A 22,988-nucleotide genomic window follows, 5' to 3' on the forward strand; every position below is an offset into this window, starting at 1 on the left:
GTTAATGTTCGCCGTCGTGACTGACGGAGTAGGCGCGACGTACCGCGATAGTTACTGGCGTGGCGACGACCTGGGCACGGCGGTGTTCACCGATTGCGCGTTCCACAATGTCGACCTCACCGAGGTGACGACGTCCGGCGCGAGGTTCGACCGATGCGTCTTCCACAACTGCCGGCTGAACGGGTCGATGCACCGCGGGACGGCGTTCGTGGCCTGCGACTTTCGCCGGACCAGCTTCTTCGGCGCCACCCTCGACGGCTGCAAGCTCGACGAGTCCACCTTCACCTCGTGCACGCTGCGACCGCTGACCATCAGGGGCGGCCGATGGAACGGTGTGACGATGCGGGACGCGGACCTCAACATGCTGGACCTGACCGGGGTCGATCTCAGCGAGGCGGACCTGTCGCAGAGCGTTCTCACGGGCTCGATCCTGCGTTGGACCAACCTGACCAGCGCCACGCTCCGCGGCACCGACCTGTCGGGCACCGACCTGCGCGGCGCCGTGCTGGCCGGCGCGGATCTCACGGCAGCGAAGCTGCGGGACACGCGGCTCGACCTGCCCGGCGCCGTCCTTCTGGCGCAGCAGTTCGGCGCGCTCGTCGACCTCGGCTAGCACCTCGGGCCGGCGGCTGATCTCGTCAGGGCTTGCGAGCCGACTCGATGAGCGCCCGGTTGGCCGCCTCGAACCGCTTGACCTCGTCGAGGCTGACGCGGCGTCCCTCGCTGCGCAGGGCGCCACTGTTCATCCAGTCGATGACCGCGCTGAGCTCAACGCCCCACAGCCGCGCGAGCTCCGTTGGCGAGTACGTCTTGCGGCTAGCGGCGGGCGGAGTTGCCATGTCCGCAGACATTACGCGAACTATGACCGGGTCGTCCCCGATTCCGAGCGCTATCGCGCACGCTCAGGGGGACGACTCGATGCGGGCCGCCGCCGGCGAACCCGGAGTCGGCCACCAGCGGGCGATGGCTGCGGACTGACCGAGGGTCCACAGGTTGTTGCAGGCCCAGTAGACGAGCAGCGCGACGGGCACCACGCCGCCGGCGACCAGGAGACCGACTGCGGAGAGGGTCGGCATCAGCGCTTGTGCACGGGCCATCGCCTCGGGTAGCTCGTCGGTGACGGTGTTACGCGCGACGAAGAACCGTTGTGTGACGTACGACGCCGCCGCGGCCACCACGGCCAGCGATGCGACGACGGCGAGGTGAGCCGGCCCGCCGCCGAGGTAGCCGCGCTCCGCCAGGTGGACGCCTGCCACCGTCGCGGCGCCGAGGGACGCGACGAGCGTGGCCCCCATAGCCCCGAGCGAGTGACCGGCGGCAGCCTCGGCGAGCAGCCGATAGAGCGCCAGCCAGACCGGCAGCTGCAGGAGCAGCGGCAGGCAGCCGAGCCGGGACATCCCGTGGTCGCCGGCGATCTGCCGACGCTCGGCCATGAAGGCGCGCAGGCTCTCGGCATCGGTGCGGCCGCGGTACCGCTCGGTGAGCTTGCGCAACTCGGGGCGGGCGTGCGCGCCGGCGTGGGCGAGCCGGACGCCGTGGACCGTGAGCGGCAGCAGCGCCAGCCGGACCACGACGACGATGGCGGCGATGCTCAGCAGCCAGGCGAGGCCGGAGGCGGGGTCTAGGCCGAACGAGGTGACGGTGGCGTGGGCGGCGGCCAGGACGGCCGCCAGGGCATGGGTCAGTGGATCGAGGACGGACATGAGGTGCTCCTAGGTGAGGGACGGACTGGTCTGACGGAAGGCGTCAGGCCAGTCCTGGAGCACGCGGTCGAACGGGGTGACGGACCGGGTCGGGGATCCGCGAGGTGGGCGCGACGTCGTACGCCGTCAGCCAGCGGAGGTCAGGGTGCGGGGCGCCGACGACCACCCGGCTCGCGCCGTACCCAACGAGCGCCGTGACCAGCAGGAGTGCCGAGGCGGCCAGCACGGTCGTCGTCGGATCCGGGGCGAGGCCGACCAGCAGCACCATGGGCACCACGAGGAGGGCGGCGACCCGCAGCGGACCAGACATGTCGTTCAACCTACCCGTCAGGTCCAGCGAATCGGGAGCCGCTTGATGCCGCGCTGGAAGGACGAGCGGAGCAGTGCGGGCGGGCCGGCCGGCTCGAGCCACGTCGTACGTCGGAGCAGCTCGCCGAACAGCGTCCGCATCTGCACCCGGGCCAGGTGCGCGCCGAGGCACAGATGCGGGCCGTGGCCGAAGGTGAGGTGCTCGCGGCTGCCGCGGGTGATGTCGAAGCTCGCCGGGTCCTGGAAGACGCGCGGGTCGCGGTTGGCGGCGAGGAAGCTGACCACGACCTTGTCGCCGGCGGCGACCGGCTGGTCGCCGATGTGACAGTCCCGGGTCGCCGTCCGCCGGAAGATCATCACCGGCGTCCACCAGCGCAGCATCTCCTCGACCGCGGAGTCCAGCAGCCCGGGCTCGGCGCGCAGCCGGCGCTGGGCGTCGGGATGGGTGAGCAGGGCGTGCATGCCGCCGGGCAGCCCGTTGCGCAGGGTCTCGTTGCCGGCGACGGCGAACAGCCAGAACATGTTCTCGAACTCCTCGACCGAGATCGCCGCCTCCCCTCCCGCCTGCTCGGCGAGCAGGGTCGACATCACGCTGTCGCCGGCGGCGTCCGGCCGGTCGCGCTGGTGGCGCGCGAGCAGGTGGGCGTAGGCGTAGAGGTCGAGCATGCCGTCGCGGGTGCGCGGGTCAGGCATCCGGCCGTCGGCGTCGGGTGTCGGCCGCTGCGCCAGCGCCTCGCGGGCAAGGTCGGTGCCGGTCGCCGGGTCGAAGGCCGCGCTGGTGGCGTAGTCGGGGTCCTGGAAGCCGATCACTCGGTTGGACCAGTCGTAGAGCAGCATCCGGTCCTGCGCGGGTACGCCGAGCACGTCGGCCAGCGCGAGCAGCGGCAGGTCGGCCGCCACATCGCGGGCGAAGTCGACAGTCTCCCCCGGCGTTGTCAGGGCCCGGTCGAGGATGTCGGCGACGTGGCCGGCGATCTGCTCCTCGAGCCGGGCCACGGCGCGCATCGTGAAGGAGCGCTGCACCGGCCGCCGCAGCCGCGAGTGCTGGGGCGGGTCCAGGTTGAGCATCATCCGCCGTACGTAGGCCAGGTCAGCGGGCGTCGCCGGGTCGCGCACCTGGGTGCCGCCGGCGTACGACGAGAACGTCGCCGCGTCACGCATGACGGCCTTCACGTCGGCGTGCCTGAGCGCCAGCCAGTAGCCCGGCCCGCCCGGGAAGCCGGGCGCGGCCGGCTCGTCCACCCACACCACGCCCGGGTCGGCCTCCCGCAGCCGGTCGAGTACGGCGAGCGGCGCGCCCTCGACGTAGGTCTGCGGGTCGTGGATCAGCTCGGTGCCGGGCTCCGCCCTCACGCCCCGAGGATGCCCTCGATCCGAGTAGCGAGCCAGACCGGGATCTCGTGCATCGGGTAGTGACCGCAGCCCGGCAGCGTCTCCACGGTGACGTTGGGGTACTGCTTGACCCAGAAGGCGTCCATGTACTCGACCGTCAGGGCCGGGTCGTTCTCGCCGACCAGGCAGGTGACGGGCGTGCTCGGAGTGCCGACGTCGCCCGTGTAGTCCTCGTCGGCCCACGAGGCGACCGCACCCGCGAAAGCCTCGACCGTGGAGGTGGCCAGGCTGTTGCGGGTCATCGCGTCGAGCCAGCCGGCGCCGTTGCGGCTGCCGGTGGTGAAGTCGATGATGCCGCGCCGGTTGCCCTCCTGCGCCGGGGCGTCGAAGAAGAGCGTGCGGCCGTCGTCGTCGAGCGGGAACGGCGCGGGCGAGACCGGCGCGATGCCGATCAGGGCGTTGACCCGGTCGTCGCCCGCCAGCGCCAGCAGCGCGGCCGCGGCCTTGCCGCCCATCGAGTGCCCCACGATCGAGAACCGCTCGACCCCGGCCTCGTCGAGGACGGCGAGCGCGTCGGCGGCGTACTCCTTCATGGTGAAGTCGCCGGTCTCGTCGCGGCGGGCGCCGTACCCGCGCATGTCGGGGAAGTAGTAGGTGAACCGGCCGCCGTCGACGGCGTCGGGGAAGTAACCCCAGCCTTCCGCCCAGCCGAACCAGCCATGCAGGCAGACCACCGCGTGGTCGCCGTTGCCGACGCTCTTGACCATGTGAACGAGTCCTCCCGTGATGGACGCCAAAGGATGCCGGGACCTGTCTACACCAACCCCGCCAGCGCTCGCGTCGAATCGGGGAGGATCAGGACTCCAAGGCCACCACGACCTTGCGGAGCAGACCAGCCAGCTGCTTCTTCTCCCGCTCGGTGAGCGGCGTCAGCAGCCGAGTCTCGTCGTCCTCCTCCTGCCCCAGGAGGTCCTCGATGGCCGCGTGTCCGTGTTCGGTGAGGCGAACCCGGACCCGGCGGCGGTCCCCGGTCTCGTGCCGGCGCTCGACCAGGCCGAGCTCCTCGAGCCCGGTGAGCCGGGCGGACAGCGCGCCGCGGGTCAGGCCGAGGATCTCGGCGAGTCGCGAAGGGTTCAGCTCGTACGGCGCGCCCTCGCGCCGCAGCATCAGCAGCGTCTTGTACTGCCACATCGCCAGCTCGCCCGCGGCCAGCGTCTCCGAGCGGGTCGTCGACAGGTGCCGGACGATCTTGGACATCCTGGCCAGGATCTGCTCCTTCAGCGGATCCAGCCCCGGCAGCTCGCGGGCCCAGGCCTCGACGTGGTCGTCAACGGAGTCGCGCATGACAGGTAGTTTAGTCAGCAGATAGTTTCCTGGTGGATAGTTTTTCGTCTAACTATTCTCAGCTTCATGACAGCAACCACCACCTCCCCGTCCGTGACCGTCTCCCGGCAGTCGCTCGTCGACGCCGCCCGGGCCCTGCTGCGGGCGGCCCGCTTCGCGGATGCCCTGGCCCTGCTCGACGGCGCGGCGAGTGACCATCCCGAGGTCGCTCTCGCCCGGGCCGAGGTGGCGCTGACCTCCGGCTATCTGGGCGGATCAGCCGACGTGGACGCCGAGCTCGCGGCTGCCGAGGCCGCCGTTGCCGGCTGCGACGACCCCGGCGTCACCTGGGACGCCGAGTTCCTCCGGCTGCGCCAGCGCTACACCAGGGAGATCTTCGACGCCCACACCGTCCTCGGCTCGGCCGAGGGCCGCGACCCCGCGCGGATCGGAGCCCTGCGCCGCACCGCCGAGGGTCTGCGCGACCGTGCACCCGACGTACGCCGCCGCGGCTGGGCGGAGTTCTACCTCGGCACCATCGCCGACAACGTGTACGGCGACCGCGCCGCCGGCCCCGCCCACCTGACTGCAGCGCTCGCGGTCGGCAAGGAAGCCGCCGACGATCTGCTCTGCTTCGAGGCGCTCCGGCATCTCGGCGACCACGCGCACGACGAGGGCGACGCCGTCCTCGCCCTCGACCAGTGGCAGCGCTCGACCGAGTACGCCGCCCGGGCCGGCTCGATCACCGGCACCCTCGCCCAGCAGATCCTGCTCGCTCAGCTGGCCCGCGAGCGCGGCGACGAACACGGCGCGCGGCTGCTCGCGGCCGAGGTGGCGCGGTGGGCCGGAGCGGTCGGCGCCGACCGGACCCGAGCGCACGCGGAGGCGTTCGCGGCCGGCGCCGACCCGACCAGCCCAGACGCAACCAACGCGGAGGGCTGACCGGCTCATAAGCGGACTAGGAGAGCCGCCGGCACAGCAGGGCGTCCGGGACCCCGCCGTGGTTCCACCTCCACGTGTAGGCCACGCCGGCGACGTACTCGTCGTCGGCACACTGGCCCTTGTAGTAGCCGGGTGCCCAGTCGCTGCCGGTCGAGCCGCCACCGGGCGGCCGGTTGTCGCTGTGGTCGAACCACACGTTGCGGCCGTCGGTGGGCAGCGACGCCGTCGTCTGCGCGCAGACGAGTGCAGACATGGCGTTGCTGCGGACGCTGTAGCCCACCGCCAGGTGTCGGTCCGGGCACTGCAGCTTGTTGTAGCCGCTCGCCCAGTCGGTGGTGACGTACCGCTCGTCGGTGACCACGACCCGCGGCCCCGCGAGGCTGGGCATCGTACGGTCGGTGCACAGGCCACGGCTGTTGCTGCGGCTCAGGCCCATCAGCCGCTGGCTGTCCGGGCAGCTGCCCTTGCGGGCGCCGGAGTCCCAGTCGCCCTGGCCGCGCATGGTCGCCGACGCCTGGTAGTCCTCGTAGTCGAGGTTGAGCATGTTCCAGCGGGCGGGCTTGGTGACCGGGCCGGTCTTGCTGGGCGTGTTCATGAGCTTCTGCCAGCCGGCGTAGCGCCAGTCCCGCGGGTCGTCGATGCCGATCTTGGTGCCGTCGGGCTCGTAGCTCAGCAGGTTCCAGTCGTTGACCGGGTCGCCGTTCTCGGCCCGACCCACCAGCGGCCAGAACGCGAAGTCGACATCGTGGTCGATCAGGATGTCGGTGAAGTTGCCCCACCATGCCCGCTCCTGGCCGTCGTTGTTGAAGACGCCGCCGGTGCCGAACTCGCTGATCCAGACCGGCGCGGTGTAGTGCTGGTTGCCGCCGTGCACGAACAGCGCCTCGCGATCCACGGCGGCCCGCAGGTCGGCGACGGAGAGCCCGCGGTAGCGCCAGTCGTGGGTCTCACCGGAGCCGGTGGCGCCGGTGTGGTTGGAGCCGGTGTAGCCGTAGAAGTGGGCGGCGTACACGACCTTGTCGGTGCGCGGGAACGTGTGCGAGAGGTTCGCCACCGGCTTGAGGTGCGGCCGCTCATGGAAGAACAGGTCCGACGGGATGCCGACCCAGTTGATGCCTTCGAGGATCAGCAGCACCGCGGGGTTGGCCTTCTGGATCGCGAGTCCGGCCTGCTGGTAGGCCTTGAAGAGGTCGTGGTCGTTGCCCCACGTCCAGTTCGGGTCGTTCCAGAAGTCGCGACGCACCTCGTTGCGTAGGTCCATGCCCACGACCCGCTTGTTGGACTTGTAGCGGTTGGTCAGCATCACCCAGTCGGCGATCCACTGCTCCGCGCTCTGGCTGCTGTTCCAGCGCTCGTTGCCGTCGAGGCCGCAGCACCACCGGGCGGTAGTGGTGTGGTCGTTCAGGATCACCGCGAAGCCGCCGTCGGTCAGCGCGGCGACCACGGCGTCGAACACCTGGAGTGGGGTCTTGCCCTTCAGCGCCGGGTTGGCCGCGACCGCGTGGTCGGGGACCGGGACGGTCATGTGCAGCATCTCGTTGGAGTACGGCAGCCGGATGCTGTTGAGGCCGAGCCCGCGGAAGTCGGCCAGGAGCCGTGTCATCGGCACCCGGTCCAGGCCGAGCGGGATGTTGTACGACGGCGTCCGGTCGCGGTGGGTGTTGGGGTCGTTGATGTCCCCGCTGCCCTCCCACCGCCCCTGTGCACCTTCCCAGTTCGCCGACTTCAGCTTGAACCGGTTGCCGTTCGCATCCACGACGTACCGGCCGCGGGTACTGAGCGGCGGCGTCCAGGACGCGGCCAACTGTTGCCCGGTCAATGCTGCCAACGAACTGGGGACTGCGGCCGCCGGGATCGCCGGCGCGGCGCTCGGCGGTGCCCCTCCGGCGGGCGCTGGCGCGGTCAACGACACGACGAGTACGGCGGCGCCGAAGGCTCCCGCGGCACCCGAGAACAACCAACGAGATCGCATCGTGATCTCCCTCCAGATCCGACGAGTGGAAGCGACCGTAGCGGCTGTGACACCTTTAGGGAAGATGTCACATCTGGATTGTCTGTCGGTGGCCGTTGCTAGCGTCGTTCGGCGTGACAGGTGGCGAGAAACAGACGTTCCGAGACGAGGACTGGTACGGCGACGAGCTGGGCGCGGCGGTGTTCACCGAGTGCGCGTTCCACGGCGTCGACCTGAGCGAGGTGATCACGGCAGGCGCCCGGTTCGATCGGTGCGTGTTCCACAACTGCCGCTTCAACGGGTCGGTCCACAAAGCGACCGCGTTCGTCGCCTGCGACTTCCGGCGGACCAACTTCTTCGGCGCCACCTTCGACGGCTGCAAGCTCGACGGGTCGGTGTTCACCGAGTGCACGCTCCGGCCGCTGACCGTCTCCGGCGGCCGGTGGCACGGCGTCACCATCCGCGGCAGCAACCTGACCAAGCTGGACCTGTCCGGCGTCGACCTGCGCGAGGCCGACCTCTCGATGAGCGTGCTCGCGGGCGCCAACCTCCGCGACGCGAACCTCGGCGGCGCGGCTCTGTCCGGAACCGACCTGGCCGAGGCCGACCTTCGTGGGGCGACGCTCGGCGGCGCCGATCTCACGGCGGCCAAGCTCCGAGCGACCCGGCTCGACCTAGCGGGCGCGGTCTACCTCGCCGAGCTCCACGGCGCCGAGGTCGACGCCGGCTAGTTGTCGCTAGATGGCGATCCGCAGGGTCGGCGGCGACGGGAGCGGACGGCGCGGCTCGCGGACGCCGGCAGTCCCACCATCACCGCCACCGGCGGCGGGCCACGGGTAGGTTATCCGGTGCCGGTGGCCGCGTCGGCGGATCGTCAGCCCGGCGATGTCGTGGGTGTCGCCGAGCGCGGTCAGCCGCAACCGGGCGCACTGGAACGCCTCGGCGGGGTCGCACGCCCGGACGTCGAGGGTTCGGGGCTTGGCGCAGGTCATCGAGCGGTGTGCGACCACAACCTGGTAGCGAGCCATGCGTCCATCGTGCGTCGCGGTCGGGACGCGGACAAGGGCCGTAACCCGGTTGGTGATCCAGGTGTGTCACCAAGATCGCGTTTAGTGACACACCCGGATCACCAACGCCGAAGAGGGCACCTGGGAGCGGCGGTCAGTCCTACGGGTCGAGGTCGAGGTAGAGGCAGAACGGATGGCCGGCGGGGTCGAGCATCACCCGGACGTCGTCCTGTGGCTGGTACGCCGCCGGCTCGGCGCCGCACTCGACCGCGAAGGCGACCGAGTGGTCCAGGTCGTCGACCGCGATGTCGAGGTGCATCATCATCTGCGGCCGGCCGGCCTCGGTCGGCCAGACCGGGCGGACGTAGTGCTCCTCGGTCTTGAACGCCAGGTAATGGCCGGCGTCCTCGGACGGTGCGATGTCCGCCTCGCGGCCGTCGTCGTTGAAGACCTGCCAGCCCAGCAGCCGCGCGTAGAAGTGAGCGAGAGCCGAGGCGTCGTCGGAGTCGAGCGCCACACCCCACCAGGTCGTCTTGGTCCGCAGCGCCATGCACCTCACCCTGCACCTATGGGCAACGCACGGGCAATCGGCTGGCAGCCGCCCCGCGCCCCGGCGTACCGTCGAACCCATGACCGCTGAGAGCGATCAGAGCGTGCTCCGCAGGTTCGTCGCAGAGGACGGACAGCTGCTGAGCATTCCCTCGAAGCGCACCAAGCGGCTGGTCGTGCTCGACCACGTGGCACAGGCGTTCGAGCCCGGCCTGACCTACGACGAGAAGCAGGTCAACGAGGCGCTGGCCACCTACCACCCCGACTTCGCCGCGCTCCGCCGCTACCTCGTCGACGAGCAGTTCCTGACTCGCGAGGCCGGCGTGTACTGGCGCAGTGGCGGCACCGTCGAGGTCTGAAACTGCCAGTGGTCTCGACGACACTCGCTGGCGCTCGCTGCTCGACCACCGGGTGGTCGAGCAGGTTGCGCAGCAACCGTCGTCGAGACCACCTAGGTCAGCGACGCTCGGGCGTCTCGCCGCCGGCGAGCTCGTCGGCCTTGGCGTTGATCTCGGCCGCGAAGTTGCTCACCTGGGCGTAGACGCCGGGCTTGTTCGGCTCGGCGCAGCCCTCGCCCCAGCTGACGATGCCGATCTGGACCCACTCGTCGGCCTCGTTCTTGATCACCATCGGGCCACCGGAGTCGCCCTGGCAGGTGTCGATGCCACCCTCGGCGAAGCCGGCGCAGATCTCACCCTCAGGGACCAGGTCGGCGTACGAGCCACCGGACGCGATGCAGGTCTCGTCGTCGACGAACGGCACCTCGGCCTCGAGCAGGACCTGCGACAGGTCGCCCTGCTCGGTGGTGCCCCAGCCCATGATCGTGAATGTGCCCTCATCGAGCGCCGGGTCCTCGTTGAGGGTCAGCAGCGGCACGTCGGCAACCGGCTCGGCGAGCTGGATCAGCGCCCAGTCGGTGCCGATGTCGCCACCGTCGTGCTGGTAGGTCGAGGCGACCTCGATCTTCTCCGGGTCCTCCCGGTCGACCATGCCGAGCTGAGCGTTCCAGTCGGTGGTCGGGCCGGTGGAGTCGACGCAGTGGCCGGCGGTGAGTACGACGTTGGGCCGGATCAGCGAGCCGCCACAGCCGTCGAGCCAGACGGCCCAGGGGTACTCGCCCTTGTCGGCGGGAGTGCCGCCGATGACGTTGACGTGGGGGTCGCCGTTGCCGTCCGGACGGCTGGCCTGCGCTGTCGGCGCCGCCAGGGAGACAGTCACAGCCGACGCGATCAACGCGACTGCGAGCTTGGACAGGATGCGCATTTCATGCTCCTCCGAGTAGGTGTTGCGCTGACCGTAGGAACTCCCGCGCACGCGCGACAAGAAGGTCACGGTCCTTAACATTTGACGACGTCCGAGTTTTCAGACCATCTCCGAGGTGATCGCCCAGCGCTCATGGTCGCGCCACGCGCCGTCCAGAAACAGGAAGTCGGGCGACAGCCCTTCGAGGCGGAACCCGAGCCGCTTGACCAGCGCGATCGAGGCGGCGTTGTCCGGCTGGATGTTGGCTTCGAGGCGATGCAGGGCCAGACCGTCCTCGGCGAAGGCGTAGCGAATCACCTGCCCCAGCCCCTGAGTCATGAAGCCACGCCTCGCCGAGGACGCAAAGACGTTATAGCCAAGCGCCGCAGAACGGAAAGCGGCGTACACGATGTTGTTGACGTTCACCTGCCCGACGATCGCGCCCGCAGCGATCTCGCAGATCACCAGGCCCGCCCAGGCCTGCGGGTCGCGGGTCACGAACCAGGCCGCCCACGCCTGCTCGGTCTGCGGCGGCGTCGCCCATCGACGGTGCAGCTCGACGCTCTCGCGAGCCAGCCGGACCAGCTCGTCGACGTCGTCGACCTCGACCTTGCGGATCCCGACGACGGTACCGGCGAGTAGATAGGTCACCCGTGTGATTATGCCGACGTGGGCCCGTCCTGGGACGAGGGGCACGTCATACTTGGGCGCCCGGGCTTTGTCCGGCGGACCCACGCAAGGAGCGCCATGACCACGCAGTTCGACCAGCTTGCCGACACGATTCTCGCCGGTGGTGCCGCCACCGAAGCTGACGCCCTCGCGGTGCTTCGCGCCGACGACACGGAGCTGATGCACCTGGTCGCGGCTGCGGGACGGCTACGCCGGGAGTACTTCGGCAACACCGTGAAGGTCAACTACCTGGTCAACCTCAAGTCCGGCCTGTGCCCGGAGAACTGCAACTACTGCTCGCAGGCCCTCGGCTCGACCGCCCCGATCCTGAAGTACTCCTGGCTCTCCAAGGACGAGGCCCTCAAGCAGGCCGGCGCCGGCCTGCACGGCGGCGCGACCCGGGTCTGCATGGTCTCCAGCGGCCGCGGACCGAGCGACCGCGACATCGACAAGGTCACCGAGATGGTCGGCGCGCTGAAGGAGGAGCACCCCGACGTCGAGGTGTGCGCCTGCCTGGGCCTGCTCAAGGAGGGTCAGGCCGAGCGCCTGGCCGACGCCGGTGTCGACGCCTACAACCACAACATCAACACCGCCGAGAGCAACCACGACAACATCGTGCAGACCCACACGTACGCCGACCGGGTCGACACCGTCGAGAAGGCCAAGGGCGCCGGGCTGTCTCCCTGCTCGGGCCTGATCGCCGGGCTCGGCGAGAGCGACGAGCAACTGGTCGAGGCCCTGTTCGCGCTCCGCGCGCTGGAGTCCGACTCGATCCCGGTCAACTTCCTGATGCCCTTCGACGGCACGCCGCTGGAGCACACCTGGGAGCTCACCCCCAGCCGCTGCCTGAAGATCCTGGCCATGGCGCGGTTCGTGTGCCCCGACAAGGAGGTCCGGATCGCGGGTGGCCGAGAGATGCACCTGCGCTCCCTGCAGGCCATGGCGCTGCACGTCGCGAACTCGATCTTCCTCGGCGACTACCTCACCTCCGAAGGCCAAGCGGCTGAGAACGACCTCGCGCTGATCAAGGACAACGGGTTCGTGATCCTCGGGGCGGCGGACGCCGTCGAGGAGGTCGAAGAGACCCACGACCCGACCATCCGGCGGCGCGGAGCCGGCACCGAGGTCGCGGCCAACGCCTGATGCAGCGATGAACACCGTGCTCGGCCACCAGGTCCTCGCCAGCGATCGCGAGCACCTCTGGCATCCCTACACCTCGATGACCGAGCCGACGCCGACCCGACTGGTCACCGGCGCGAACGGCGTACGACTGACTCTCGACGGCGTCGGCGAGGTGATCGACGGGATGTCGTCGTGGTGGGCGGCGATCCACGGCTACCGGCACCCGGTGCTCGACGAGGCGGTACGCCGCCAGCTCGGCGAGATGGCGCACGTGATGTTCGGCGGGCTCACCCACGAGCCCGCGGTCCGGCTCGCCCGGCAGCTGATCGACCTCTCCCCCGACGGCCTGGAGCACGTCTTCCTCGCCGACTCCGGCTCGGTGAGCGTCGAGGTCGCGATCAAGATGGCGCTGCAGTACCAGCGCGGTGTCGGCCGGCCCGAGCGAACCCGGCTGCTGACGGTGCGCGGCGGCTACCACGGCGACACCTTCGGCTGCATGAGCGTGTGCGACCCGGTCGGCGGCATGCACTCGATGTTCACCGACGTGCTCGCCCCCCAGGTCTTCGCGGAGCGCCCGCCGCTTGCCTCACCGGGTTTCGAGACGGTTGCTGCGCAACATCCTCAACCAGCGGCTGGTCCGGCGGTTGAGGAGGTCGCTCTGCGACCGTCTCGAAACCACCGGACTCAACCAGCGGTGGCGGCGTGGGCAGAGTCGTTCCGGAAGATTGCGGCCGAGCACGCCGGCGAGGTCGCGGCGATCATCGTGGAGCCGCTGCTGCAGGGCGCGGGCGGCATGTACCCCTACCCGGCCGAGTGCCTCGTCGTGATGCGCGAGGTCGCCGACCGGCACGGCCTCCTGCTGATCTTCGACGAGATCGCGACCGGGTTCGCGCGCACCGGCTCGATGTTCGCGGCCGACGCTGCGGGGGTCGCTCCGGACGTGATGTGCGTCGGGAAGGCGCTCACCGGCGGCTACATGACGCTCGCCGCCGTCCTGTGTACGACGCGGGTCGCGCACGGGCTGTCGGCCTCGGAGAGCGGCGTACTCATGCACGGGCCGACGTACATGGGCAACCCGCTGGCCTGTGCGGTCGCCAGCGCCTCCCTCGATCTGCTGACCGGCTCGGACTGGAAGGGCAACATCGCCCGCATCGAGCGACGGCTGAGCGACGGCCTGGCGGCCTGCCGCGACCTTCCCGGCGTCGCGGATGTCCGCACGATCGGCGCGGTCGGCGTCGTCCAGCTGGACCGCCCGGTCGACATGGTCAAGGCGACCGACGCGGCACTCGCCGCGGGCGTCTGGCTGCGGCCGTTCCGGGATCTCGTCTACACGATGCCGCCGTACGTCTGCAGCGACGAGGAGCTGGACCGGATCTGCGCGGCGATCCGCGCTGCGGTGGTGGCCCAGTGAAGCCGCCGAAGCGCGCCTGGGAGCAGTGGCTCGCCGCCAAGGCCGAGGCCCGCGAGCAGCAGGGCCTGACCCGCCGGCTGACCTCGCGCGGGCCCAGCGACCCGGTCGTCGACCTGGCCGGCAACGACTACCTCGGCCTCTCCCGGTCACCGGCGGTCGCGGCCGCCGCCGCCGAGGCCGCGCGCGAGTGGGGCGCCGGGTCCGGCGCGTCCCGGTTGGTCACCGGCACCACCACCCTGCACACCGAGCTCGAGCAGGAGCTTGCGGACTTCCTCGGCCAGCCGGCGGCGCTGGTGTTCTCCACCGGCTACCAGGCCAACCTCGCCATCGTCAGCGCACTCGCCGACCGGGAGACGCTGATCGTCTCCGACGCTCACATCCACGCCTCGCTGATCGACGCCACCCGGCTCTCCCGGGCCACCGTCGCGGTCGCTCCGCACAACGACGTCGAGGAGGTACGGCGCGAGCTCGCGGCCGCCGACGGCCGTCGCACACTGGTGCTGGTCGAGTCGATCTTCTCGGTGCTCGGCGACGCGGCGCCGCTTGCCGACCTCGCCGCCGCCTGCGAGGAGTACGACGCACTCCTGGTCGTCGACGAGGCGCACGGGCTCGGCGTCGCCGGCGCCGGCGGGCACGGGCTGGTTCGCGAGCTCGGCCTCGCCGGGCACCCCCACGTCGTGGTCACCGCAACCCTCAGCAAGTCACTCGGCGCCCAGGGCGGCGCCGTACTCGGCTCGCCGCAGCTGGTCGAGCACCTGGTCAACCAGGCCCGGCCGTTCATCTTCGACACCGCGCTCGCCCCGGCCAGCGCCGCCGGAGCGCTCGCCTCGCTCCGGATGCTCCGGGACGACCCGGCGCTGCCTGCTCTGGTCACCGCGCGGACGAGCGAGCTCGCCGCGCGGCTGGGCGTCGGCGTGCCTGCTGGCGCCGTGCTCTCCGTGCCGATGCCCACGCCGCACGCGGCCGTCGCCGCCCGGGCGGCGTGCCTCACGGACGGCGTCCGGGTGGGCTGCTTCCGGCCGCCGTCGGTGCCCGACGGGATCAGCCGGCTCCGGATCACCGCCAGCGCGGGCGTGAGCGCCGACGACTGGCGGCACGCGTGCGGCGTACTCGAGCGAGTCGTCAAGGAGCTCGCGTGAGCTCCCAAGAAGTCGGCAGAGTCGTGGTGGTCACCGGCACCGACACCGGCGTCGGCAAGACCATCGCGACCGCGGCCCTCGCCGTCGCCGCGCGCGAGCGGGGCACGGTCAGCGTGGTGAAACCGGTGCAGACCGGGATCGGTCCGGAGTACCCGGACGAGGTGGCCGACATCGACGAGATCTACCGGCTGACCGGCTGCGCGACCCAGGAGTACACCCGTCTGGAGGATCCGCTCGCCCCCGACACCGCCGCTCGGCGGCGCGGCGTGACGATCCCACCGGTGAAGGAGTACGCCGACCGGATCCGGGTGCTGGCCGAGCTCCACGACACCGTGATCGTCGAGGGGGCCGGCGGGCTGCTGGTGCGGCTGGACACCGACGGCGGCACGGTCCTCGACCTGGCCGCCGAGCTGGCCGAGAGCCTCCCCGTCGAGGTGTACGTCGTCACCCGGGCCGGGCTCGGCACCCTCAACCACACCGAGCTGACGGTCGCCACGCTGCGCGACCGTGGCCTGGAGCCCGCGGGCCTGGTGATCGGCTCCTGGCCCGCCGACCCCGAACTCGCGGAACGCTGCAACCTCGACGATCTGCCGCGGGTGACCGGGGTCCCGGTGACCTGGGTGCTGCCCGAGGGCGCCGGCCGGCTGGAGCGGGACGACTTCACCGCCGGCGTCCCGGCCTGGCCGACGCTATGACGTTCGACGAGATCGCGCTGACCCGGACCGAGCAGGCCGAGCGGCTGACACTGCCGTTCGGCGAGTTCACGGTCCGGATCGCCGGCGAGCAGACCGGCGGCACGCTGTCCGTGGTCGACACCGTGCTGCCTGCCGGCGCGCTGGGCGCCGCCCCGCACGTCCACCACGGCCACGAGGAGTACTTCCTGGTCACCGCGGGCGAGGTCGCGTTCGACGTCCCTGGCGGTGTCGAACTGGTCGGCGCCGGGGGCTCGGTCGCGGTGCCGCGCGGCCGGGCGCACGGGTTCCGCAACGCCTCGGCCGCCGAGGCCTCGCTGACGATGATGTTCACGCCAGCCGGCTACGAGGGCTACTTCCGCGACGTCGCCGAGGCGCACGCCGCCGGCGAGCCGGTGACACCGGCCCTGCTCAACGAGCTGCGCGGCCGCTACCGGACCGTGAGCGTCGACCTCTAGCTCACCACTGCGGCGGGTGTACGTCGTGCCAGGGCGCGGCGGCCTCCATCTGGGCAGCGAGCGAGAGCAACAGGGCCTCCTCGGCCGGCCGGGCGGCCAGCATCACCCCGACCGGCAGTCCTTCCGCGCTCATGTGGGTGGGCAGCGATACCGCCGGCATCCCGGTGACGTTCCAGGCCGAGGTGTACGGCGTGAACCGCTTCTGCGCCTCGAAGTCGGCGGCCGGGTCCGCGTCGTCGCGCAGCGAGCCGACCGGCGCCGGAACGGCGGCCAGGGTCGGCGTCAGCACCGCGTCGTACGGCGCGAGCGCGGTCAGCGCACCGGCCGCGGCCCGCCGAAGCTCGCCGATCGCCAGCCCGAACTCTGGCCCATTAACCGCGCGGCCGCGGTCGGTCAGCCACCGCGTGAGCGGCCGGAGCAGCGGCTCGCGCTCCGGCGGCACGATCGCGAGCGCGGTCAGCACCGACCAGCAGGTCTCGAAGGCCGGAAGTGCGGTCTCGGCGTCGATCGGCACCGGCACGTCGACGATCTCGTGGCCGAGAGACTCCAGCAGCCGGCTGGCGTTCTCCCAGGCCGCGAGGCACTCGGGGTCGACGTCGACCTCGGCGATCACCGGCGTGCTGAACCGGGCGATCCGCAGCCGGCCCGGCTCCCGGTCGCACGCGGCCAGGAACGGCTCGGCCTCGGGCGGCGCCCAGAACGGGTCGCCCGCAGTCTTGCCGGCGAGCACGTCGAGGAAGGCCGCCGCGTCCCTCACCGTCCGCGCCAGCGCGCCGCTCACGACGAGGCCGACCGGGTCGCCGTGCATCGGCGCGCCGCTCACCCGACCCCGGCTCGGCTTGAGGCCCACCAGGCCACAGCACGACGCCGGGATCCGGATCGAGCCGCCGCCGTCCGACCCGTGCGCCACCGGCACCAGGCCCGCGGCGACCGCGACCGCCGCGCCCCCGGACGAGCCGCCGGCGCCGCGCGTGACGTCGTACGGCGTGACCGCGGGCGGTGCTCCCTCGGGCTCGGTGTAGCAGGGCGAGCCGAACTCTGGCGTGCTCGTCTTGCCGAGGCTGACCAGGCCAGCCGCCTCGATCCGCAGCGTCACCTCGTCGGAGATCTCCGGCACGAAGTCTGCCATCGCCGCCGAGCCGAACCTGGTCGGCACCCCAGCGGTGAGGTTGAGGTCCTTGATCGCCGTCGGCACCCCCGCCAGCCGAGTAGACCCTTGGTTTCGAGACGGTCGCAGAGCGACCTCCTCAACCAGCGGGTTGGCCGCCCGCTCCCGCGCCTGCTCACCGGTGACGGTGACGAACGCACCGAGCGACGCGAAGCGCTCGATCCTGGCGAGGTAGTGCTCCACCAGGTCGGCTGAGGAGAACTCCCCCGCGCACAGGCCGTCGGCTTGCTCCAGGGCAGTCAGGTGGTGCAGTTCGGACATGAAGCAGACGGTACGGCGTATCTGGGTGCGCAATGCCGTCTCGTCAGACGTGGCGGCGGCAGTGCAGTGGCCCGAGAATGGGTTGGTCGCACCACTGACTGGGTAGGGTTCGACCTGTCCCATCCCGACGAGGAGTATCTGTGTCCAACCCTCCCTGGCCTCCGCAGCCGAACCAGCCGCAAGGCCCGGACGACGACCGTCCCACCCAGTTCGGCCCGCCCGGGTCACAGCCCGGCGCACAGCAGCCGGGCCAGCCCGGTCAGCCCGGTCAGCCGGGCCAGCCGCCGGGCGGTGAAGGCCCGACCATCTACGGCCGCCCGAGTGGCCAGCCGGACTACGGCCAGCCGTCGTACCCGCCGATGTACGGCCAGGACACCTCGGGACAGCCGCCCCAGACCGATCCGACGCGGCAGGGCTTCCCGCCCGGTCAGGGCCCCTACGGACCGCCTCCCGGCCAGCCGCCGTACAACCCGCAGCCGTCGTACGGCCAGCCAATGCAGGGCCCCGGCGCACCCCGCCGCTCCGGCGGCGGCAAGGGGATGATGATCGCCTTCCTGGCCCTGGCCGTGCTGCTGTTCGGCGGCCTCGCGGTGGGCGGCATCGTCTGGTTCAACTCCAAGGACAACGACTCCAGCGACTCCGCCAAGGAGAACAACGACCCGACCGAGGAACCCACCGGCGACCCGACCGAGGAACTCACGGACGACTCGACCGACGAGCCGACCGATGAACCCACGGACGAGCCCACGGACGACCCCAGCGAGGACCCGAGCGACGACCCGACCACCGAGGCACCGCCGCCGACCCCGGAGAAGCTGACCGCCGCGGAGTACCAGGACGACTGGAAGGCCGGCTTCGGCGACAAGAAGTACCACGCCACCCAGCGCAGTGCGTGGGACCGCACCTGCCGGAAGATCGCCACCGATGCCCACCTGCGGGGCTGGGGCTGCAAGTACGCGGTCGAGGTCAACTACCAGGCGCTCGGCGGCAAGCTCCGGATGACGCAGATGATCCTGGTGATGAGCAGCGCCAGCAAGGCGACCACAGCGGCCAACAAGATGAAGGACACCTACATCAAGTGGAACGCCGGCACCTGGGTGGACGGCTACACGATCGGCCGCTGGCGCTCACAGTCGACGGGTGAGTACCTCGTGGTCACCGTGTGCTCCGGCAAGGGTCTGTCCCAGGCCAAGGTCGACGACTACGTCAACACCTCCAACGCCGACTTCGTAGGTGCGCTCGCCTTCAGGTTCTAGGCGCCGTGGCGGCGCAGGCCGAAGGTCATGCCGTCGATCAGGGCGCCCCAGGACGCCTCGATGACGTTGTGGCCGACGCCGACGGTGACCCAGGACGACTCGCCGTCGCTGGTCTCGATCAGCACCCGGGTGATCGCGTCGGTGCCGTGACCCTGGTCCAGGATACGCACCTTGTAGTCGATCAGCTCGAACTTGCCGACCTCCGGCCAGGCCTGGCCGATGGCGAGCCGGAGCGCCTGGTCGAGTGCGTTGACGGGACCGTTGCCCTCGCCGGTGACCACGAACCGCTCACCTCCGGCGGTCAGCTTCACCGTCGCCTCGGAGACGGCCTCGTCGCCCGGGCGGGTCTCGGTGATCACCCGCCACGACTCGACCTCGAAGTACGACGGCCGCACGCCCTCGACCTCCTCGACCAGCAGCAGCTCGAACGACGCGTCGGCCGCCTCGAAGGTGTAGCCCCGTGACTCCAGCGCCTTGACCCGCTCGGTCACCCGGGTCACCAGCTCCTTGTCGTCGGGCGAGTCGCCGGACAGGTCGTAGCCGAGCTCGCGTCCCTTCAGCTCGATCGAGGCGCGGCCGGCCATGTCGGAGACCAGCAGCCGCATGTCATTTCCGACGCCGACCGGGTCCATGTGCTGGTAGAGGTTCGGGTCGACCTTGATCGCGCTCGCGTGCAGGCCGGCCTTATGGGCGAAGGCGCTGACGCCGACGTACGGCTGCCGGGACGCGGGCGGGAAGTTGGTCACCTCGGCGACGGCGTGCGCGACCCGGGTCGCGTCGCGGAGCAGCCCCTCGGGCAGCACCTTCCGGTCCAGCTTGAGCTCCAGGTTGGCGACCACCGCCACCAGGTCGGCGTTGCCGGTGCGCTCGCCGTACCCGTTGATCGTGCCCTGCACGTGGGTGGCGCCCGCGTCGACCGCTGCCAGCGTGTTGGCGACCGCGCAGCCGGTGTCGTTGTGGCAGTGGATGCCGACCCGGACCCCGGTCGCGTCCACCACGTCGTGGACGACGTCGGCCACCCAGCGGGGCAGCATGCCGCCGTTGGTGTCGCACAGCGCGATCACCTCCGCACCAGCGTCGTACGCCGTGCGCAGCACCTCGAGCGCGTACGCCCGGTTGGCGCGGTAGCCGTCGAAGAAGTGCTCGGCGTCGAGGAAGACCGTCTGCCCCTCCTCGCGGAGGTGGGTGACGGTGTCGCGGATCATCGCGAGGTTCTCGGTAAGTGTGGTCCGTAGAGCCAGGTCGACGTGCCGGTCGTGCGACTTCGCGACCAGCGTGACCACGCCGGCCCCGCTGTCGCGCAGCGCGGCCACGAGCGGGTCGTCGGCCGCGGCCACCCCGGCCCGCCGGGTGGCGCCGAACGCCGCCAGCTCGGCGTGCTTGAGGTCGAGGTCGGTCCGGGCCCGGCGGAAGAACTCGGTGTCCTTAGGGTTCGCGCCGGGCCACCCGCCCTCGATGTAGCCGACGCCCAGCGTGTCCAGCTGCCGGGCAATCGACAGCTTGTCGGCGACAGACAGGTTGAGACCTTCTTGCTGCGCACCGTCGCGCAGGGTCGTGTCGTAGACGTGGAACGAGCCTTGCAGGTCCATCAACGGTCCTTCGGTTGTGGCTTTGTTCGGGCGGAATTGAATTGGTTGGAGCAACAAAAAAACCTCCCGAGAACGGAAGGTTGGCGCGTCGTCTACCCGGTGGGCGACGGCGCGCTAAGGAATGATCTGGGGACGCTGGTGCTGCATTCGGCCAGTCTGACACGGCCCAAGTCCCGGTTGTAGCGGTCTCGCGATCCGGATTGCGAAATTAGTGCCCTGGATTGACTAGTGCCGGACCCCATTTGTTCGCTTTACTAACTCCCGGCCTTCCTGGGAGGGATGGTCAGGGGGTATCCAGGAGGGACCTGACGTACTGATGCGCATCAGCCAGTTGAGCGAACGAGCCGGCCTGCCTGTTGGCACCGTGAAGTTCTATCTCCGCTCCGGCCTGCTGCCAGCGGGACGCGCGACGAGCGCGACCCAAGCCGAGTACGACCAAGGCCACCTCGACCGGCTCCGGCTGGTCCGCGCGCTTCTTGAGGTCGGCGGCCTCTCGCATGCTGAGATCCAGCGCGTGCTCGACGCCATCGACCTGCCGACCGACTCGACGGGCGAAACGCTGGAGATGGTCAACGAGGCGACCGCCAAGCGATTCGACGGAGACAGCACCATCGACACCAGCGAGGCCGAACGGCTGGTCGAGGAGCTCGGCTGGCGGATCGGCGAGCCGTCGCCGCACCTCGCCGGCCTGGCCCGCGCTCTCAACGCCGCCGCCGGCCTCGGCCTGCCGCTGTCGACCGAGCGGCTCAAGGCGTACGGCGAGGCCGCGACCCACGTCGCCCGCAACGACTACCAGGCCGTGGTCAACACCGCCGAGGACAAGCAGCCGGTCGTCGCCGCGGCCAGCGCGATCCTCTTCGACGCGATCTTCTCCTCGCTGCGTGCGCTCGCCGCCGAGCACCACGCCGCTCTCGCGCAGTCGAACGTGCCGGCCCCGCGCCTCTCGCTGCCCTGACCGTCTGGGTGGTCGAGCAGCGAGCGCTAGCAACCGCAGCATCGAGGTCGCGGCCACGCGGCCGCGATGCTGGGGCCGTCGTCGAGACCACCGGCTGGCGCCGTCAGCGGCGCAGGAACGAGCCCTTGTTCAGCGGGCCGGTGTCGTCCGGCGACCAGTTGATGCCGTCGCGGGTCGCCAGGCCGAGCGCGAGTGCCAAGGCCAGAATCAGCGCCGTCGCCACCGCCCACGACGCGACCTGACCGCTGACCGGATCGACCACACGGTGTACCGGACCGCGGACCCGGGAGCCGCCCGGGCCCCACCAGGTGGCCGCCACGAACACGGCACCGGTCACCGCGAGCGCCCACGGCAGCGGTGCGGTCACGGCGTAGCAGAGCAGGCCGGCGGCGACCGCCAGCCCGCACGACCAGAACAGCAGGATCAGCGCACCTGGGATGGCCATCAGCGTCCACCACGGCAGCGACACCACCAGGCCCGCGTAGTCGTGCCACTTCGGCCCGCGGGCGCGACGCTTCACTCCCAGCCGGCCGAACGCGAGCGACCCGGCTCGCAGCAACCAAACGGCCAGCATCATCAGCGTGATCGCGGCGTACGGCGCCGCCGCGACCGCCCCAGCACCGACCGCGAGCCCGGCGCCCAGCAGCGCCCCTCGGCGCAGCCGGACCGTGGTCGGCACCGGCGGCGGTGGCGGGGGTGGGTACTGGTGGTGAGGCGGCGGTGGCAGCTGGCGCGGCGGCGGAGTCCGGTAGGGCTGGCGGGCCGGTGCAATCCCGGCCCGGGTGGGCAGGTCCGCAGCGAACGGCGGCGGCCCCTGGACCGCCGGCGGCCCGGTCCGGGACAGCGGCGCGACCGGGGTGACAGGTGCCACCGGCTCAACCAGGGTCTGCTCGGCCGCGCTCCGGTCGACCAGCGTCGGCTCGGCCGCCGCCTGCTCGATCCAGGTGGGCTCGTGCCGGGTCGGTGCCTCAGCGTCCACCTCGGACTCGACGACGGTCGGTGCCTCGTCGATCGCCGCGGCGGCCGCGAGCGCCATCGGCACCGTCATCGGCGGCTCCGGGGTGCGCGGCTGCTTGCGCTCGGCGAGGGTGGTCAGCGCCTGGACGAGCGCTGCCAGCGGGGGCCGGCGGCCCGGCGACGGGTGCAGCGCGTCGTGGACGATGGCGCGGACCTCGTGGGGCAGGCCGTCGATGTCGTGCTCGCCACGGCGTACCCGGTCCATGATCGCGATCGACGGGCCGCGCCCGAACGGCGGCCGGCCGGTGCCGGCGAACGCGACCGTCGCAGCCCAGGAATGGACGTCGGAGGCGGGCGAGGCGTTGTGGCCCTGCAGGATCTCGGGCGCCAGGTAGCCCGGCGTACCCAACAGCCAGCCGGTGTGGGTGAGCCGCGGGTCGTCGGCGACCCGGGCCAGGCCGAAGTCGATCAGGATCGGGGTCCGGCCCTCGAGCAGCACGTTGGACGGCTTCACGTCGCGGTGCAGTACGCCGACGGCGTGCACCTCGCGCAGCGCCTCGGCCAGACAGAGCGCGAACCACGCCAGGTCGGGTCCGGCGATCGGGGTCTCGTCGCGGATGTGCTCGTGGAGGGAGAGGCCGGGGACGTAGCGAGTGGCGACGTACGGGATCTCGCCCCACGGGTCGGCGTCGACGATCGCGGCCACCCGGTGCGACTGGATCCGGCGCAGCGAGCTGACCTCGCGGGCGAGCCGGGCTCTGGCCTCGTCGTCGCCGACGATGTGTGGGCGCAGGACCTTGAGTGCCACTCGGTCGCCGCCCGGCTTCTGCGCGAGGTGCACCACCCCCATGCCGCCCTCACCGATCCGGCTGAGGAGGGTGTACTCCCCGACCCGAATCTCCGAGGGCGGCAGGTGCCGCGAAGATGTCGTCACGCAGTGAGATTACCTGCGC

25 protein-coding genes are annotated in these 22,988 nt (G+C 71.1%); 11 read left to right on the plus strand and 14 right to left on the minus strand.

Annotated elements, in window-relative coordinates:
- The first annotated feature begins 16 nt into the window (after positions 1-16).
- Positions 17-613 carry a pentapeptide repeat-containing protein gene (locus DDV73_RS11785; RefSeq protein ID WP_240617252.1) on the plus strand — a complete coding sequence of 199 codons (597 nt, stop codon included), beginning with the start codon at positions 17-19 and terminating at the stop codon, positions 611-613.
- A 25-nt stretch (positions 614-638) separates the two neighbouring features.
- On the opposite strand, the gene DDV73_RS11790 is transcribed toward DDV73_RS11785, so the two are convergent.
- The 6 genes from DDV73_RS11790 to DDV73_RS11815 form a co-directional block, all read right to left on the minus strand.
- Positions 639-839 carry a hypothetical protein gene (locus DDV73_RS11790; RefSeq protein ID WP_109507448.1) on the minus strand — a complete coding sequence of 67 codons (201 nt, stop codon included), beginning with the start codon at positions 837-839 and terminating at the stop codon, positions 639-641.
- 63 nt (positions 840-902) lie between these two features.
- On the minus strand, positions 903-1,703 hold the full coding sequence (yidC, locus tag DDV73_RS11795; protein WP_109507449.1) for a membrane protein insertase YidC: 801 nt from the start codon (positions 1,701-1,703) through the stop codon (positions 903-905).
- A gap of 43 nt (positions 1,704-1,746) precedes the next feature.
- Positions 1,747-2,013, minus strand: coding sequence for a hypothetical protein (locus DDV73_RS11800; RefSeq protein WP_109507450.1), 267 nt, complete (start codon positions 2,011-2,013; stop codon positions 1,747-1,749).
- Positions 2,014-2,030: 17 nt separating this feature from the next.
- On the minus strand, positions 2,031-3,365 hold the full coding sequence (locus tag DDV73_RS11805; RefSeq protein ID WP_109507451.1) for a cytochrome P450: 1,335 nt from the start codon (positions 3,363-3,365) through the stop codon (positions 2,031-2,033).
- Entirely contained in the window at positions 3,362-4,111 is a 750-nt protein-coding gene (locus tag DDV73_RS11810; protein WP_109507452.1) for an alpha/beta fold hydrolase, read from the minus strand. Before DDV73_RS11810 ends, DDV73_RS11805 begins: the two co-directional genes overlap by 4 nt.
- Positions 4,112-4,199: 88 nt before the next feature.
- Positions 4,200-4,688, minus strand: a complete 489-nt coding sequence (locus tag DDV73_RS11815) for a MarR family winged helix-turn-helix transcriptional regulator (protein ID WP_109507453.1) — start codon at positions 4,686-4,688, stop codon at positions 4,200-4,202.
- Between the two features lie 66 nt (positions 4,689-4,754).
- On the opposite strand from DDV73_RS11815, the gene DDV73_RS11820 reads away from it, so the two are divergent.
- Positions 4,755-5,609, plus strand: coding sequence for a hypothetical protein (locus tag DDV73_RS11820; RefSeq protein ID WP_170126022.1), 855 nt, complete (start codon positions 4,755-4,757; stop codon positions 5,607-5,609).
- Between the two features lie 16 nt (positions 5,610-5,625).
- Here DDV73_RS11820 and DDV73_RS11825 read toward each other — a convergent pair whose 3' ends face one another.
- Complete coding sequence (locus tag DDV73_RS11825; protein WP_109507454.1) at positions 5,626-7,581, minus strand: glycoside hydrolase family 5 protein; 1,956 nt, start codon at positions 7,579-7,581, stop codon at positions 5,626-5,628.
- A gap of 113 nt (positions 7,582-7,694) precedes the next feature.
- Between DDV73_RS11825 and DDV73_RS11830 the strand changes: the two genes are divergently transcribed.
- Positions 7,695-8,291 (plus strand): pentapeptide repeat-containing protein, encoded by a 597-nt coding sequence (locus tag DDV73_RS11830; protein ID WP_109507455.1) that lies wholly within the window; start codon positions 7,695-7,697, stop codon positions 8,289-8,291.
- 6 nt (positions 8,292-8,297) lie between these two features.
- Here the strand turns inward: DDV73_RS11830 and DDV73_RS11835 are convergent, their stop codons facing one another.
- Together DDV73_RS11835 and DDV73_RS11840 are read right to left on the minus strand one after the other, a co-directional pair.
- The gene (locus tag DDV73_RS11835; RefSeq protein ID WP_109507456.1) at positions 8,298-8,588 is read right to left on the minus strand and encodes a hypothetical protein; all 291 of its coding nucleotides are present in this window, start codon (positions 8,586-8,588) and stop codon (positions 8,298-8,300) included.
- A gap of 139 nt (positions 8,589-8,727) precedes the next feature.
- Positions 8,728-9,117, minus strand: a complete 390-nt coding sequence (locus DDV73_RS11840; RefSeq protein ID WP_109507457.1) for a VOC family protein — start codon at positions 9,115-9,117, stop codon at positions 8,728-8,730.
- A 79-nt stretch (positions 9,118-9,196) separates the two neighbouring features.
- Between DDV73_RS11840 and DDV73_RS11845 the strand changes: the two genes are divergently transcribed.
- Positions 9,197-9,475, plus strand: coding sequence for a DUF2087 domain-containing protein (locus DDV73_RS11845; protein ID WP_109507458.1), 279 nt, complete (start codon positions 9,197-9,199; stop codon positions 9,473-9,475).
- A 97-nt stretch (positions 9,476-9,572) separates the two neighbouring features.
- Here the strand turns inward: DDV73_RS11845 and DDV73_RS11850 are convergent, their stop codons facing one another.
- Positions 9,573-10,379 (minus strand): S1 family peptidase, encoded by an 807-nt coding sequence (locus tag DDV73_RS11850; RefSeq protein WP_109507459.1) that lies wholly within the window; start codon positions 10,377-10,379, stop codon positions 9,573-9,575.
- A gap of 99 nt (positions 10,380-10,478) precedes the next feature.
- Positions 10,479-11,009 (minus strand): GNAT family N-acetyltransferase, encoded by a 531-nt coding sequence (locus DDV73_RS11855; protein WP_206050827.1) that lies wholly within the window; start codon positions 11,007-11,009, stop codon positions 10,479-10,481.
- Positions 11,010-11,105: 96 nt separating this feature from the next.
- Between DDV73_RS11855 and bioB the strand changes: the two genes are divergently transcribed.
- From bioB to DDV73_RS11880, 5 genes are read left to right on the plus strand one after another with little or no spacing between them, the layout of a single operon-like run.
- A complete protein-coding gene (gene bioB / locus DDV73_RS11860; RefSeq protein ID WP_109507461.1) occupies positions 11,106-12,170 on the plus strand; it encodes a biotin synthase BioB in 1,065 nt (354 codons plus the stop codon).
- Between the two features lie 7 nt (positions 12,171-12,177).
- A complete protein-coding gene (gene bioA / locus DDV73_RS11865) occupies positions 12,178-13,560 on the plus strand; it encodes an adenosylmethionine--8-amino-7-oxononanoate transaminase (protein ID WP_109507462.1) in 1,383 nt (460 codons plus the stop codon).
- On the plus strand, positions 13,557-14,699 hold the full coding sequence (locus DDV73_RS11870; RefSeq protein ID WP_109507463.1) for an 8-amino-7-oxononanoate synthase: 1,143 nt from the start codon (positions 13,557-13,559) through the stop codon (positions 14,697-14,699). Before bioA ends, DDV73_RS11870 begins: the two co-directional genes overlap by 4 nt.
- Positions 14,696-15,394 (plus strand): dethiobiotin synthase, encoded by a 699-nt coding sequence (gene bioD / locus DDV73_RS11875; protein ID WP_109507464.1) that lies wholly within the window; start codon positions 14,696-14,698, stop codon positions 15,392-15,394. Before DDV73_RS11870 ends, bioD begins: the two co-directional genes overlap by 4 nt.
- Positions 15,391-15,849, plus strand: a complete 459-nt coding sequence (locus DDV73_RS11880) for a cupin domain-containing protein (RefSeq protein WP_109507465.1) — start codon at positions 15,391-15,393, stop codon at positions 15,847-15,849. Before bioD ends, DDV73_RS11880 begins: the two co-directional genes overlap by 4 nt.
- Before the next feature lies 1 nt (position 15,850).
- On the opposite strand, the gene DDV73_RS11885 is transcribed toward DDV73_RS11880, so the two are convergent.
- A complete protein-coding gene (locus tag DDV73_RS11885) occupies positions 15,851-17,278 on the minus strand; it encodes an amidase (protein WP_109507466.1) in 1,428 nt (475 codons plus the stop codon).
- Between the two features lie 140 nt (positions 17,279-17,418).
- Here DDV73_RS11885 and DDV73_RS11890 point away from each other — a divergent pair, with 140 nt between their 5' ends.
- Complete coding sequence (locus DDV73_RS11890; RefSeq protein ID WP_109507467.1) at positions 17,419-18,534, plus strand: PT domain-containing protein; 1,116 nt, start codon at positions 17,419-17,421, stop codon at positions 18,532-18,534.
- Here the strand turns inward: DDV73_RS11890 and cimA are convergent.
- Entirely contained in the window at positions 18,531-20,123 is a 1,593-nt protein-coding gene (gene cimA, locus DDV73_RS11895; RefSeq protein WP_109507468.1) for a citramalate synthase, read from the minus strand. The genes DDV73_RS11890 and cimA overlap by 4 nt on opposite strands.
- A 316-nt stretch (positions 20,124-20,439) precedes the next feature.
- On the opposite strand from cimA, the gene DDV73_RS11900 reads away from it, so the two are divergent.
- A complete protein-coding gene (locus tag DDV73_RS11900; RefSeq protein WP_109507469.1) occupies positions 20,440-21,078 on the plus strand; it encodes a MerR family transcriptional regulator in 639 nt (212 codons plus the stop codon).
- Between the two features lie 103 nt (positions 21,079-21,181).
- On the opposite strand, the gene DDV73_RS11905 is transcribed toward DDV73_RS11900, so the two are convergent.
- Complete coding sequence (locus DDV73_RS11905; RefSeq protein WP_109507470.1) at positions 21,182-22,969, minus strand: serine/threonine-protein kinase; 1,788 nt, start codon at positions 22,967-22,969, stop codon at positions 21,182-21,184.
- Between the last annotated feature and the right edge of the window lie 19 nt (positions 22,970-22,988).

The organism is Nocardioides speluncae (genome assembly GCF_003121585.1).
Taxonomy (GTDB): domain Bacteria; phylum Actinomycetota; class Actinomycetes; order Propionibacteriales; family Nocardioidaceae; genus Nocardioides; species Nocardioides speluncae.

Excerpts from the sequence above, each read along its gene's own strand:
- DDV73_RS11815 (WP_109507453.1), bottom strand. The coding sequence starts at position 4,688 with ATGCGCGACTCCGTTGACGACCACGTCGAGGCCTGGGCCCGCGAGCTG.
- DDV73_RS11880 (WP_109507465.1), top strand. The coding sequence starts at position 15,391 with ATGACGTTCGACGAGATCGCGCTGACCCGGACCGAGCAGGCCGAGCGG.
- DDV73_RS11845 (WP_109507458.1), top strand. The coding sequence starts at position 9,197 with ATGACCGCTGAGAGCGATCAGAGCGTGCTCCGCAGGTTCGTCGCAGAG.
- DDV73_RS11800 (WP_109507450.1), bottom strand. The coding sequence starts at position 2,013 with ATGTCTGGTCCGCTGCGGGTCGCCGCCCTCCTCGTGGTGCCCATGGTG.
- yidC (WP_109507449.1), bottom strand. The coding sequence starts at position 1,703 with ATGTCCGTCCTCGATCCACTGACCCATGCCCTGGCGGCCGTCCTGGCC.
- bioA (WP_109507462.1), top strand. The coding sequence starts at position 12,178 with ATGAACACCGTGCTCGGCCACCAGGTCCTCGCCAGCGATCGCGAGCAC.
- DDV73_RS11850 (WP_109507459.1), bottom strand. The coding sequence starts at position 10,379 with ATGCGCATCCTGTCCAAGCTCGCAGTCGCGTTGATCGCGTCGGCTGTG.
- DDV73_RS11790 (WP_109507448.1), bottom strand. The coding sequence starts at position 839 with ATGGCAACTCCGCCCGCCGCTAGCCGCAAGACGTACTCGCCAACGGAG.
- DDV73_RS11810 (WP_109507452.1), bottom strand. The coding sequence starts at position 4,111 with ATGGTCAAGAGCGTCGGCAACGGCGACCACGCGGTGGTCTGCCTGCAT.
- DDV73_RS11885 (WP_109507466.1), bottom strand. The coding sequence starts at position 17,278 with ATGTCCGAACTGCACCACCTGACTGCCCTGGAGCAAGCCGACGGCCTG.
- cimA (WP_109507468.1), bottom strand. The coding sequence starts at position 20,123 with ATGGACCTGCAAGGCTCGTTCCACGTCTACGACACGACCCTGCGCGAC.
- DDV73_RS11820 (WP_170126022.1), top strand. The coding sequence starts at position 4,755 with ATGACAGCAACCACCACCTCCCCGTCCGTGACCGTCTCCCGGCAGTCG.
- DDV73_RS11900 (WP_109507469.1), top strand. The coding sequence starts at position 20,440 with ATGCGCATCAGCCAGTTGAGCGAACGAGCCGGCCTGCCTGTTGGCACC.
- DDV73_RS11835 (WP_109507456.1), bottom strand. The coding sequence starts at position 8,588 with ATGGCTCGCTACCAGGTTGTGGTCGCACACCGCTCGATGACCTGCGCC.
- DDV73_RS11840 (WP_109507457.1), bottom strand. The coding sequence starts at position 9,117 with ATGGCGCTGCGGACCAAGACGACCTGGTGGGGTGTGGCGCTCGACTCC.
- DDV73_RS11825 (WP_109507454.1), bottom strand. The coding sequence starts at position 7,581 with ATGCGATCTCGTTGGTTGTTCTCGGGTGCCGCGGGAGCCTTCGGCGCC.
- bioB (WP_109507461.1), top strand. The coding sequence starts at position 11,106 with ATGACCACGCAGTTCGACCAGCTTGCCGACACGATTCTCGCCGGTGGT.